We start from the raw sequence: 13515 nt of genomic DNA, 5'->3' as shown, positions 1-13515 counted from the left end.
AGATAAGAGCCAAGAAATGCCGATTTAAACACAGCTAATCTCAGAAAAACCGGAGTCAAAGACCGATAACTGAACAACTTCCTAACAGCCAAACCAAGAATTTAATCTAATTGATGTCCCGTCAGTTCCACAAAGATATCTTCGAGATTGGAGGGACGGCACATTACTCCAGTTTTATCGCTCAAACTGTCAAGATAGGCATTGGCATCAGCCACGGTGGGGAAGAATTTATAATCGATTTTATCGCCAACTTGTTTGATAACTAAACCCTCGCCATACTTAGTGCGAAAATCCCTTATAGTTCCTAATTCGATTAATTTGCCTGCGTCCATAATGCCAATTCTGCCCAGTTTTCCCGTGGCGTTATCCTGACAGAGAAATTCCACTTCTTCCATGTAGTGAGTGGTTAATAAAATTGTCATTCCTTGCTGGTTTAAATCGCGAATTACTTCCCACAAACGACGACGATTTTGGGGGTCTAAACCGACCGTCGGTTCATCGAGAAAGAGTATTTTTGGTTCGTGAAGAAGAGCGCGAGCAATCTGTAAACGTCGTTTCATCCCTCCGGAAAGAGTTTTGGCAAGGGCAGATTTTCGATCGCTTAAACTGACATAATCTAAATAGCGATCGATTAATTCCTGTCTCTGGGGATTGGGGATATGGTGCATCCGGCCGTGAAATTCCATATTTTCCCAGACGGTTAATTCCCCATCAACGCTAATCTGTTGTAAGACTACCCCTATATTTTTCTTCACCTGATCGCGGTATTTTTTCACATCATACCCCGCCACTGCGATTTCTCCTTGACTTGCTTCGGTTAGGGTGATAATCATGCGGATTGTCGTCGATTTTCCCGCACCGTTGGGACCGAGTAAACCAAAGATTTCCCCTTTTTCGATGGCAAAGGAAAGCTCGTTAACTACTGGGAGATTGTTATAGATTTTAGAAACGCGATCGAGAGCAATAGCGGCGGTCATCGAAAATTTGGGTCTGAAACCCCGTCGTTCTACGACGGCTTTACCGTTAAATATTAGCACATTTACGAAATATATGCTAAAATGCGAGATATGGAAAAAGCCTATTCTTACCGATTTTACCCCACACCAGAACAAGAGTCGCTATTGCGGCGCACATTGGGCTGTGTAAGATTAGTTTACAACAAAGCTCTCCATGTCAGAACACAAGCTTGGTACGAAAAGCAAGAAAGAGTAGGCTACGCTCAAACTTCTTCAATGTTGACCGATTGGAAAAAGCAAGAAGAATTAGACTTTTTAAACGAAGTTAGCTGTGTACCTTTACAACAAGGGTTAAGACACCTACAAACAGCTTTTACTAATTTCTTTGCTGGTCGTACTAAGTATCCTAACTTTAAGAAAAAACATCAGGGAGGAAGTGCCGAATTTACCAAATCTGCTTTTAAATTTAAAGACAAACAAATCTATTTAGCCAAATGCACAGAACCTTTACCTATTCGATGGTCAAGACAAATACCAGAAAGCTGTGAACCAAGTACAGTAACGGTCAGATTACATCCTTCTGGACGTTGGCATATTTCAATTAGATTTGATGACCCAACGATTAAGCCATTACCAGTAACAGATAAAGCCATCGGAATTGACTTAGGAATTAGTAGCCTCGTGATTACTAGCAATGGCGATAAAGTATCTAATCCCAAGCATTTTAACAAGCATTATCGGAGACTGCGAAAAGCACAAAAAAATCTTTCTAGAAAACAGAAAGGCTCAAAGAATCGAGAAAAGGCAAGAATCAAATTAGCCAAAATTCACGCTCAAATCACCGATAGCAGGAAAGACCATTTACACAAGCTAACCACTCAATTAGTTCGTGAAAACCAAACGATTGTGGTTGAGAATTTAGCCGTTAAGAATATGGTCAAAAACCCGAAATTATCTCAGGCAATATCTGATGTAAGCTGGGGTGAAATCACCCGACAATTAGCCTATAAATGCCGTTGGTATGGGAGAAATTACATCGAAATAGATAGATGGTTTCCTAGCTCTAAAAGGTGTAGTAATTGCGGGCATATTGTCGAAAAGATGCCGTTAAATGTTCGAGAATGGGATTGTCCAGACTGTGGGACACACCATGACCGAGATGTTAACGCTAGTAAAAATATTTTGGCCGCAGGGCTTGCGGTGTCAGTCTGTAGAGCGACCATAAGACCAGAACAGAGTAAATCTGTTAAGGCAGGTGCGAAAAATCCTTCGGGAAAGAAGCAGAAACCCAAATCGTGAGGTTTGGGAATCGCCGTCCGTTTACGGCGGTGAGGATGTCAAAGTTACAAAAGTTAATATTCCAGCTATGGATTAGTTTGACATACTCCCACCGTCAAGCTACGCTGTGACGGGGGATTCTTTCCACATCGCTGTTAGAAATTCCTTGTTCAACGAGACAGCTTAGATTCTCAATGTCTCCACTGAAAACCCAGAGGTCGGACTCTCCCAAGGCGTTTGGGTCGGTTTCTGTTTGCCCAACAGTACCGTTGAGATGATTTCCCAAATATTGTAACCCTTTTTTAAGAATATTTATTGCTGCATTATGATCCCTATCCAAGACTGTTTGACAATTGGGACATTGATGAGTTCTAGTGCTTAATGTTTTTTGAACTCTCGTCCCACAAACTGAACAATCTTGAGTCGTGAAATGGGGAGGAACAGCAACACAGACAATCCGATAAATCTTGGCAAAATAATTCAACCATTCAGTGAATTGATACCAAGAAGCATCAGAAATCGACTTAGACAGCTTATGGTTTTTGACTAAGTTTCTTACCTTTAAAGCTTCATAAACTACCAGATCATTAGACTGGACTAACGCCAAAGCATCTTTAATTGCTTTGTCTTTACGTTGTCTTGATACTTTAAGATGAAGCTTGGCAACTTTTATCCGTTGCTTGTGATAGTTTTTAGACTGTTTCTTTCCTTGACGAAATCGTTTTGATAATCTCCTTTGTGCTTTTTTCAGTCGTTTTTCTGACTTGCTTAAATAACGTGGATTTTCTACGGTATTGCCTTGAGCGTCGGTATAAAATTCCTTTAACCCTAAGTCAATTCCTGTTATTTGTCCCGTTGGTTTATGGTATTCTTGCCGTTCTAGGTCAATCAAAAACTGACAACAATAACCGTCAGCACGTCTAACAACTCTTACCCGTTTAATCTGTTGTTCTGAATAATAAACTAATGTCTTTTGACTACACCATAAATCAAATTCTCCTGCTTTAAAACCGTCAGTAAATCTGATTTTACGTCGATTATCTGATAGTTGGTAGCCCGTTAGTTTGTATTCAACCGAACGGCTATGCTTTTTGAACCGAGGAAAACCTTTTTTCCCTGATATATTGGCACGACAATTATGATAAAATCGACTAATTGATTGCCAGGCTCTATCAGCAGCCGATTGACGAGCTTGAGAGTTTAATTTATTAACATAAGGTGTCTCTTTATTGTTAGCTAGTACCGCACAAAGTTTTTGGAGATCATTACGGGTTGTCCCCTTATTGGACCGCCAATAACGAACACAAGAGTTACGCACAAACTGAGAAGTTTTGATAGCTTCATCAAGCCGGTGATATTGCTCTGGTGTCCCGTTTTTTAGCTTCGCTTCTACGACTAGCATTGATTAATACTCGACCCTGGGTAAATTAAGTATAACACAGTTTACCTACAAATGGTAGAATTAAAATCGTGCTTCGCAGTTAATATCTTGGTCGGATTTCATCCCCCGCAAAGGTTGATGTCTTGTCGAAAAATTTAGCGGGGGCATTCATCCGACATTTTAGGTAACCGAATTAGCCCAACTCGACTCCGATTTTATCCTTCCCCCCCGCACTCACCATATCGACGGTTTGACATCCTCACAATCAGATTAGAATACAGATAAAAATTTTGACTTTGCTGGTATCAGATGCGAGTTTTGCTGCCGATTCTCTGTTTATGTCTAGGAATAGGGGAATTTTTCCTCAATCCCCCGATTAGTCTGGGCAATTCCCTTCCCGCAACCACGGCAACCCGAACGGAAACCCGTTTGCTGCTGAATTTAAAAAAAAGACGGGTTTTTGTTTACCAAGGACAGAAAATAATTGCTTCTTACCCAGTGGCGATCGGTCGTCGGGGTTGGGAAACCCCGACGGGACAATTTAGGGTGATTCATATGGTGCGGGAACCAGTCTGGGAACATCCTTTCACCGGGCAACTGGTGCCATCGGGAAAAAACAACCCTTTAGGGGCGCGTTGGATCGGATTTTGGACCGATGGCGCGAATTTTATCGGTTTTCACGGTACACCGCAAGAAAATCTCATCGGCCGGGCCGTCTCCCACGGTTGCGTCAGGATGCGCGATCGAGATATAAAGGCTTTATTTGAAAAGGTAAAAATCGGCACTTCAGTGATAGTAATCGCTCAATAGCAACAATGGGGAAAAAATGTCACATTTATGAACACTTTACCCCCATGATGTCGAGAGAGCCGTCTTCAGGCGTAATTTAGATAGTCAACAGTTTAAAATGAGAGAAACTAAGCCAAGAGGATAAGCGGTGAATATTATTGAACTAATCGGGATCGTGGCGGGAATATTAACCACTGTCTCTTTTTTACCCCAAGTGATGAAAACTTGGCGTTATCGTTCCGCTAAGGACTTGTCCCTAACTATGTTTATTTGCTTTTGTCTGGGGGTTTTTCTCTGGCTCATCTACGGGATTTATATGAGCAGCAAACCGATTATCGTCGCTAATTTTGTTACTTTTATCTTAGCGGGGACAATTCTCTATTTTAAGATTAAATATGATTAAATTGACAATCCCTTGCATCCCTCTTGGCTCACGTCAACAAAGGCAGCAGGCGGTTGGCAGGGGGCCGTGTCAACTTAAGGAATTTTGTGTTAAGATATTGATACTCGATCGAGCAATGTCAAAATGTTTGTACTAGAATACAAAGTTAAGCCAAAACCTAATCAGATAGAAGCCATTAATGAGGCAATACGGACAACCCAATTTGTTCGGAATAAAGTCCTGCGTTATTGGATGGATAATCAGGGTGTTGGCAAAACAGAGTTATTTCGGTACAACACAGCATTAAGGAAAGAGTTTAAATTTGTTGATGATTTAAACTCCCATGCTTGCCAGACTGCCGTAGAAAGAACCTTGCGGGCAATTACTCGGTTTTACGATAATTGCCAAAATAAAGTTAAAGGAAAGAAAGGCTACCCTAAGTTTAAAAAACATTCCCGTTCTGTTGAGTATAAAGTATCTGGATGGAAGCTATCAAAAGATAAACGCCATATTACCTTTACAGATAAAAAAGGTATTGGCACTCTTAAGTTGATTGGTTCTAGAGATATTAATTACTATCAACCAGACCAGATTAAACGGGTAAGAATCCTGAATCGTGCCGATGGTTATTATGTGCAGTTTTGCCTTAAATTAGACCCCAGAGACACGGTTAAGCCTTTAACACCTTCCCAGAAAGCCACTGGGATTGATGTCGGATTAAAGTTTTTCTTAGTAGATAGCGAAGGCCATCAAATTGATTGTCCGAACTACTATCGAAAAGCTGAAAAACAACTAAACCGATTAAACAAAAAAAAGTCAAAGAAATACCGTAAGGGTAAAAAACAATCTCGTAATTATCACAAAGCTAGAAAGCGATATGCTCGGAAACATTTAAGAGTAAGTAGGCAACGAGAAGAGTTTGTCAAAAGTGTGGCACTCCGTTTAGTTAAGTCTAACGACTTAATCGTCTATGAAAACTTGAATATCAAAGGCATGGTCAAAAATCGTCATTTAGCCAAGTCGATAACCGATGCAGGATGGTCTGTTTTTAGGCAATGGCTAGAGTATTTTGGGGACAAATACGGCAAGTTAACTATAGCTGTCTCACCTCATAATACGTCTCAAAATTGTTCTAATTGTGGACAAAAAGTCCAAAAGTCGCTATCTACTCGAACCCATGTTTGTCCTCATTGTGGATACACAGATTGTCGAGACAGAAACGCCGCTTTAAACATCTTGCAAAAGGGATTAAGTAGCGTGGGGCGCACGCAACCCCCCCCAACCCCCCCGACGTCGGGTAGGGCAAGGGGGGGGGGAGAGATTCCCTCTTGGTTGGTTGGAGAAATCCTGCTTGCTAACGGAGACTCAATGAACGAAGAATCCCCGTCTCTTTAGAGCGGGGAGCGTCAACATTTAGACCAAATTTGGGGTCAAGAAACTTGACATCCTCGCCGCCGTAAAACGGACGGCGATTCCCAAACCTCACGATTTGGGTTTCTGCTTCTTTCCCGAAGGATTTTTCGCACCTGCCTTAACAGATTTACTCTGTTCTGGTCTTATGGTCGCTCTACAGACTGACACCGCAAGCCCTGCGGCCAAAATATTTTTACTGGCGTTAATGTCTCGGTCATGGTGAGTCCCACAGTTCGGACAGTCCCATTCTCGAACATTTAACGGCATTTTCTCAGCAATATGCCCACAATTACTACACCGCTTAGAACTAGGAAACCATCTATCTATTTCGATGTAATTTCTTCCATACCAACGGCATTTATAGGCTAATTGTCGGGTAATTTCTCCCCAGCTAACGTCAGATATTGCCTGAGATAATTTCGGGTTTTTGACCATATTCTTGACGGCTAAATTCTCAACCACAATCGTTTGGTTTTCACGAACTAATTGAGTGGTTAGCTTATGTAAATGGTCTTTTCTACTATCCGTGATTTGAGCGTGAATTCTGGCTACTTTGATTCTTGCCTTTTCTCGATTCTTTGAGCCTTTCTGTTTTCTAGAAAGGCTTTTTTGGGCCTTTCGCAGTCTCCGATAATGCTTGTTAAAATGCTTGGGATTAGACACTTTATCGCCATCGCTGGTAATCACGAGGCTACTAATTCCTAAGTCAATTCCGATGGCTTTATCTGTTACTGGTAATGGCTTAATCGTTGGGTCATCAAATCTAATTGAAATATGCCAACGTCCTGAGGGATGTAATCTGACTGTTACTGTGCTTGGTTCACAGCTTTCTGGTATTTGTCTTGACCATCGAATAGGTAAGGGTTCTGTGCATTTAGCTAAATAGATTTGTTTGTCTTTGAATTTAAAAGCAGATTTAGTAAATTCAGCACTTCCTCCTTGATGTTTTTTCTTAAAGTTAGGATACTTAGTACGACCAGCAAAGAAATTAGTAAAAGCTGTTTGTAAATGTCTTAACCCTTGTTGTAAAGGTACACAGCTTACTTCATTGAGAAAGTCTAATTCTTCTTGCTTTTTCCAATCGGTTAGCATTGAAGAAGTTTGAGCGTAGCCTACTCTTTCTTGTCTTTCGTACCAAGCTTGTGTTCGTTCGTGGAGAGCTTTGTTGTAAACTAATCTTACACAGCCCAATGTGCGCCGCAATAGCGACTCTTGTGTTGGTGTGGGGTAAAATCGAAACGAATAGGCTTTTTCCATGCCTCACATTCTAGAATATATCGTCTAAATGCGCTAGTATTTAACGGTAAAGCCGCCGTAAAACGGCGGGGTTTCAGACCCAAATTTTCGATGAGCGATCGCATCGAGTGGATTAATGCCCTATCAACCCGTCCCTCCCTAGAAGCGGCGGTGACGGAGGTAGTGGAAAAAGTGCAAGATAAATTGGTTGGATCAGCAGATTTAGCCATAATTTTTATTTCTTCTGCCTATGCCAGCGACTATCCCCGTTTAGTTCCCTTAATCTTGGATAAACTCTCCGTTCCTGTCCTGATCGGCTGCGGTGGGGCGGGGATTGTCGGCATGGATGACAGGGAAAAAGCGCGAGAAATCGAAGCGAGTCCGGCTTTAAGTCTCACCGTCGCCCATTTGCCCAATGTGGAAGTACAGCCTTTCTATATCGAAGCGGCGGAAATGCCCGATCTCGACAGTTCCCCCTCTAGTTGGACAGAATTATTAGGGGTAGAAGCGGCCAAAAATCCCCAATTTATCCTTTTAGCCGATCCTTTTTCCAGTCGCATCAATGATCTGTTAGAGGGTTTAGATTTTGCCTACCCCAGTTCGGCCAAAATCGGCGGTTTAGTCAGTGGTGGCATGATCGAACGTTCTGGGGGTCTATTCTACCACGATCAACAAAAACCCCGTAATACCTATCTCTATCGTCAGGGAACCGTAGGAATCGCCCTTTCTGGCAATATTATCGTCGAAACTATCGTCGCCCAGGGTTGTCGTCCCATCGGACCGATTTATCAGGTGAGTGAGGGAGAACGCAATATTATCATCTCCATGACCGGTAAAGGGGCCGATGGGACCCCGCAACCACCTTTAAATCTACTGCGGGCTTTAATCCCCTCCTTGAGGGAAAAAGACCGAGAATTAGCGCAACACTCCCTTTTTATCGGTATTGCTAGGGATGAGTTTAAAATGCAGTTGCGGGCCGGGGATTTCTTAATTCGCAATGTGTTGGGAGTAGATCCTCGCCAAGGTGCGATCGCAATTGGTGATCGGGTTCGTCCGGGGCAGCGGGTACAATTTCACCTGCGCGATGCCGAGACTTCCGCCCTAGATTTAGAATTACTTTTGCAAGCTTTTCCCCAAGAAAAACCCGCTAGTTCAGATATACTAGGAGCTTTGATCTTTTCCTGTCTCGGTCGCGGGGAAAATCTCTACGAAAAACCGGACTTTGATTCGGGTCTTTTTCAGCGTTATTTCGCCAATGTTCCCCTCGCTGGCTTCTTTGGCAATGGAGAAATCGGGCCAGTGGGCGGTCGCACTTTTTTACACGGTTATACTTCTGCTTTTGCCCTCTTTCGTCAGGGAATTTAATGCTATACTAAATAGTTAGTACGCTAGGGAGTAGAACGATGGTAAAAGCGATATCTTTCTCTGAGTCGGAGATTATCTATCCCGATAGTGATGGTAAACCGATGGCCGATAATACCAAACAGTTTCGCTGGATCGTGACGATCAAGGAAAATCTCGAATGTTTATTCGCAGAGAATGACAATGTGTTTATCGCCGGCGATCTGTTGTGGTATCCGGTCGAGGGGGATAATAAAACCTGTCAAGCACCGGATGCTATGGTGGTGTTTGGCAGACCCAAGGGCGATCGAGGTTCCTATAAGCAATGGTTAGAAAACCAGATTGCGCCGCAGGTAGTCTTTGAAATTCTCTCTCCGGGCAACACTAAAGCGGAAATGCGCCGAAAATGGCAATTTTATCAGCGTTTTGGCGTAGAAGAATATTATCTCTACGATCCCGATGCTAATTATCTACAGGGTTGGTGGCGAAGGGGTGATCACTTGGAGATGATTGCTGCGATCGATAATTGGCAGAGTCCGCTTCTACAGATTCGTTTTCAACTGGAGAGTCCCCAGTTAGCTATTTTTTATCCCGATGGCTCGCGGTTTTTGACCACCCTAGAAATCAAGCAAAAGGCTGAATTAGCCGAACAGCAAGCCCAACAGGAACGTCAACGGGCCGAATTGGCTGAGGCAAAATTAGCCCGCATAGAGGCGCAATTACGGGCAATGGGGATTAATCTAGAGGAAAGCTAACGAGAGGCCGGAAGGACGGGATTTAACCAGTGGAGAATCTCATCTTTGAGACGGGAATTATCCCGGGCAAGTCCCTGTTTTAACCATTGGCCGATCGCATCGAGGGGAGTAAATACTTCTCCGGTTTGCCAACTGACATCTTGACTCAAGGGAGTGAGATGATTGCCCGGGAGAGTTCGCAGGGCAATTAAATCATTAAAGCGTTTTTTTAGCAGGGGATTTAATACCAGAGATTGATCGATCGTGTCGTCTTGAAAACGGATTAAAAGATTGCGACGAATGGCATAATCTTGGAAAATTAACTCGTTTGTTTCTTCGGGGGAAGGGGTAAATTCGAGGTTAAAAGTGGTGTCAATTTGCAAAGGTTCGATAAAGGGAATAGCTCGACGAATGGGATAATTATTAAAGGAAATGAGGATATTTCCCGCCCGTTCCACTTCGTAGAGACTACCGATTAATAAATGTAGTTTACACCCCATACTGTGACCCAATCCGTAGATGGGGAGATAACCTTGGGGCAGACTATGATTCCAGCGCAGACGTTCAATAATATTATCAAAACGGTTTAAAACTGTGCGGGCGATCGATTTATGATCGAGGGTATTAACAAAGGGAGTAGCAACAATAGCGTATCCTGAATTCCCAAGACTTTCTAATAACCAACGATAGGTAATATTCGGGGCCGCCGCCACAAATGCCCCCCCTAAAAAGTGAATGATACCCCGGGGACGACGGGGGAGAAAAACCCAATTACCTGCTATTTCTTGCCAATTCATAATTAGTTAGGGTTTGCTTAAAAAGTCTATTGGTGGGGTTAGGAGTCAGGAGTCAGGAGTCAGTAGCCAGTCGTTTCAGGCTTTGTTATCCTTCTTTTTGTACTAACTTATGTACTGCATTAAGAATAATGCAAGGTTTTTGAATGTCCCAATCCTATTTTCGCAGCATGAACATCGGATTTTAACAGGTCAAAAGCCTTATTTTAAAAGGGTTTTACCATTATTCAGCAAGCCCTAGTTATCAGTGAATTAATACTAAATCTGGTTATTAAAGACTGATTATCTATTCCTCTTTTTGCATGAGTGCCTCTTGCATGAGTGCCTATCCTTATAAGTAGCCTATACTCAACGGATTTAGTATTAGTCACTCACCAAATAAAGACTACTTCATATTATCCTAAATCCTGTTTAAAAGGGATAGGAGATTAGCCAGAGATTGGCACCGCCAGATAAGGATAACTGCTGGCCCAAGTCATCAAAAATCGGGCTGAATAGTTCTAGGCCAGTTTTTTCTTAATAAAAGCCACTAATTGAGACATTTGTTTCTTCATAGTTTCCATTTCTGTTTGCATTTGGGCAATTTGGGTCCGGAGAGTCTGAATATCGGTGCTATAATCCCCGGTGAGTTCCTCTAGTTTCGGGCTAAAAACTGTTGGTTTGGGGGAATATTGTTTGGCCTTAGCCCTCGCTTCTTTAATCGCTTGTACCAATTGTTTTTGGTCGAAAGGCTTCTCAATAAAGGCAAAATGCTGGAAAGGTTCGGGGATTTTCTCTACTACCTCCTCTTTCCGTCCCGACATTAACACTAGGGGGATACTTTTGAGATTATCTTCGGTTTGGATTTGCTGAAACACCTCCCAACCGCTCATTTTCGGGAGAAGGAAGTCCAAAATAATCAAATTCGGGTTTTCGGTACGGATGAGATTATAACCCTCTAATCCGTCTTTAGCTTCGAGAAATTCAAAGTTACCCTCTGGTAACATATCGCGAACGTGCATCCTGATCACTTTACTGTCATCGATAACGAGAATTTTATGATTTGACACGATAGACACCTTAGAAAAGAGACAATAGATAAACTCGATGATTCGAGGGGGTATTGGGGGAAACTTTCGGGATAGGGATTGGGGATTCCCAAAAAACCCTTAGAAACTAACATACACCATAAAGAAAAAACCTCGGTTAATGTCCGAGGCTGCTGTTGTAGGAGAACTCAATGCAAAACAAAAGGAAGATACCAAAACCAAAGAGGTTTTTATCGGTAAATCACCCTTATTGTCCCATTGTAACCCCTGTTTAAGCGTATCGGGATGAAGTAGCACTTTTTAGGGCTAAATAACCTAAACCGAGACATAAAAGCGCATTTACGCCCAAAAATGTCCGAGCGATCGTACCAGAACCTAACCAGATCAGAGTAGGATGGATAACAGCACTGATACCTAAAGTCACCGCCATGGCTAAAGATACCCCCACCGCTAACCATTTTGCTTGGGGATGACCCAAAAGCAGCGCAATCAGGACAAAGGGCAGGATAACACTAGCAAAAAGCGGATTAAGGGCAGAACTTCCCTGAATAACACCTCCTAGGTCGGAAAGAGAACTGCCCATCACTCGGAAAGGCCATTGGGGTAAATCGAAGATATAAAGACCTCTGAGGAAAAATAAGCCAGAACTGCCAAAAATTAGACCAGCATTCAAAAATCCGTTCCAAGAGAAGGGAAAATAACTTCTCAGCCACCAAGCAAGAAGATAAGAACCCAAAACCATAGCCATTTTGGGCAAAACCGCCACCGCGCCGCCATCAATCCAGAAACGGGGATTGAGATAACCGTTATCGCGCAACCAACGCCAAAAATCCCGGAAAGTAATCTGTCCTTTCAGGGCCAATTGTAGGGCATTGCCTGCGTCTAATTGTCCGGCCCCAAAATGATTAAAGGGATCATCCTTGATCTTACGGGCCGACTGTTGCAAAACCTCTAAAACTGCATTGGGTTCTTTAATTCCCGCAGCCTTGATTAAAGCTACCACCCCGGCAACGTGAGGGGCAGCCATGCTGGTTCCCTGAAAACCGAGGAACGCCGGTTCCCCCCCCTTAGCCGGATCGATGGTTTCTTGGACAATTTTACCCGTATCGGAGCCGCCTGGGGCAGCAATATCGATTCCGGCCCCGAAATTAGAATAGGGGGCTTTATTTCCGGAGGCATCTACCGCAGAAACGCCGATAACGTGCGGAAAACGGGCGGGATAGGCGGCGGAATTATCATCGGCATTACCGGCAGCGGCGACGATTACCACACCTTTACTATAGGCATATTCGATCGCCTCTTTCATTACTTGGGTTTCACCTCCACCCCCTAAACTCATATTGATGACATCGGCTTTATTATCGACGGCAAAACGGATCGCTTCGGCAATATCTCCCACACTTCCCCCACCCGTCCCGGAAAGCACCTTGAGGGGCATAATTTTGGCTTTGTAGGCGATGCCGGCCACCCCGTAGTTATTATTGGTCGATTGGGCAATTGTTCCCGCTACATGGGTTCCGTGACCGTTATCGTCCTCGGCATTGCTGCGATCGTTGACGAAGTCGTAGCCTTCGACAAACTCGGTTTCTCGCAGATCGGGAACTTTTGATACACCTGTATCAATAACGGCGACGGTGATCCCTTCACCGTGATTTTCTTCCCAAGCGCGTTCGATGTTAATTCCCCTCAGGTTCCACTGTTTGCTATAGTCGGGGTCATTGGGGGCGATAAAAGCATGATAAATATAATCGGCTTCGATCGATTCGGTGTATTTTTTTAGGTCGGAATTGCGGAGAGTTTTCAGGAGTTTGCTATCTCCTTCCACGGTGTAAAGATGTTCATCGATGGAAAAGATACTATTTAAACTGGTGAGTTTTCCCGCTTTTTTGTTGATAGCATTTAACTGCTCATCGAGTACGCTGACGGGTATATCGTCTTTAAAGTCGATTAAAATTGATTGATATTCGCCCCGATTTGCTAATCCAGTAAAGTTAAAGAGAGCAAATCCTAGACCGATAATGAATAGGGTTAACAATAAAAGTTTTTTCATAGATTTCCTAAGAATTGATCATTGCCAGCTAAGGTTTTTGTAGTTTTGATGAGAAAAGCTTATCGAAGTTCCCCTATTTTTGTCTCGGTTAAAGATAGAACTAACCAGTTACAAAAAAGTCACCTGTTGTTTA

The 13515-nt window shown here is 43.1% G+C and carries 12 protein-coding genes; 6 read left to right on the top strand and 6 right to left on the bottom strand.

The genetic code is table 11. The annotated features are described in order from the left end of the window. Nucleotides 1-101: 101 nt before the first annotated feature. A complete protein-coding gene (locus MAE_RS18420) occupies nt 102-977 on the bottom strand; it encodes an ABC transporter ATP-binding protein (protein ID WP_012266916.1) in 876 nt (291 codons plus the stop codon). 90 nt (nt 978-1067) lie between these two features. On the opposite strand from MAE_RS18420, the gene MAE_RS18415 reads away from it, so the two are divergent. Then, nucleotides 1068-2255, top strand: a complete 1188-nt coding sequence (locus MAE_RS18415) for an RNA-guided endonuclease InsQ/TnpB family protein (protein WP_012266915.1) — start codon at nt 1068-1070, stop codon at nt 2253-2255. A gap of 94 nt (nt 2256-2349) precedes the next feature. Here MAE_RS18415 and MAE_RS18410 read toward each other — a convergent pair whose 3' ends face one another. Beyond that, nucleotides 2350-3636, bottom strand: a complete 1287-nt coding sequence (locus MAE_RS18410; protein ID WP_012266914.1) for an RNA-guided endonuclease InsQ/TnpB family protein — start codon at nt 3634-3636, stop codon at nt 2350-2352. Nucleotides 3637-3924: 288 nt separating this feature from the next. Here MAE_RS18410 and MAE_RS18405 point away from each other — a divergent pair, with 288 nt between their 5' ends. From MAE_RS18405 to MAE_RS18395, 3 genes are all read left to right on the top strand, one after another. Continuing rightward, nucleotides 3925-4425 (top strand): L,D-transpeptidase, encoded by a 501-nt coding sequence (locus MAE_RS18405; protein WP_012266913.1) that lies wholly within the window; start codon nt 3925-3927, stop codon nt 4423-4425. 127 nt (nt 4426-4552) lie between these two features. Next, on the top strand, nt 4553-4807 hold the full coding sequence (locus MAE_RS18400; protein WP_004162886.1) for a SemiSWEET transporter: 255 nt from the start codon (nt 4553-4555) through the stop codon (nt 4805-4807). A 123-nt stretch (nt 4808-4930) separates the two neighbouring features. Beyond that, nucleotides 4931-6181, top strand: a complete 1251-nt coding sequence (locus MAE_RS18395) for an RNA-guided endonuclease InsQ/TnpB family protein (RefSeq protein WP_012266911.1) — start codon at nt 4931-4933, stop codon at nt 6179-6181. 87 nt (nt 6182-6268) lie between these two features. Here the strand turns inward: MAE_RS18395 and MAE_RS18390 are convergent, their stop codons facing one another. Further along, a complete protein-coding gene (locus MAE_RS18390; protein WP_012266910.1) occupies nt 6269-7456 on the bottom strand; it encodes an RNA-guided endonuclease InsQ/TnpB family protein in 1188 nt (395 codons plus the stop codon). Between the two features lie 90 nt (nt 7457-7546). Between MAE_RS18390 and MAE_RS18385 the strand changes: the two genes are divergently transcribed. Then, a complete protein-coding gene (locus tag MAE_RS18385; RefSeq protein WP_012266909.1) occupies nt 7547-8800 on the top strand; it encodes an FIST signal transduction protein in 1254 nt (417 codons plus the stop codon). 38 nt (nt 8801-8838) lie between these two features. Next, nucleotides 8839-9531, top strand: a complete 693-nt coding sequence (locus MAE_RS18380; protein WP_012266908.1) for a Uma2 family endonuclease — start codon at nt 8839-8841, stop codon at nt 9529-9531. Here the strand turns inward: MAE_RS18380 and MAE_RS18375 are convergent. From MAE_RS18375 to MAE_RS18365, 3 genes are all read right to left on the bottom strand, one after another. Further along, the gene (locus MAE_RS18375; RefSeq protein ID WP_004162891.1) at nt 9528-10307 is read right to left on the bottom strand and encodes a DUF1350 family protein; all 780 of its coding nucleotides are present in this window, start codon (nt 10305-10307) and stop codon (nt 9528-9530) included. The two genes, MAE_RS18380 and MAE_RS18375, sit on opposite strands and share 4 nt — an antisense overlap. Nucleotides 10308-10804: 497 nt before the next feature. Further along, on the bottom strand, nt 10805-11353 hold the full coding sequence (locus MAE_RS18370; RefSeq protein WP_012266907.1) for a response regulator: 549 nt from the start codon (nt 11351-11353) through the stop codon (nt 10805-10807). 250 nt (nt 11354-11603) lie between these two features. After that, complete coding sequence (locus MAE_RS18365) at nt 11604-13382, bottom strand: S8 family peptidase (protein WP_012266906.1); 1779 nt, start codon at nt 13380-13382, stop codon at nt 11604-11606. Nucleotides 13383-13515 lie beyond the last annotated feature (133 nt).

The sequence above is a fragment of the Microcystis aeruginosa NIES-843 genome, assembly GCF_000010625.1.
Lineage (GTDB): Bacteria > Cyanobacteriota > Cyanobacteriia > Cyanobacteriales > Microcystaceae > Microcystis > Microcystis aeruginosa.
The sequence above is the reverse complement of the archived record's forward strand: the minus strand, read 5'-3'. Positions and strand labels throughout refer to the sequence as shown.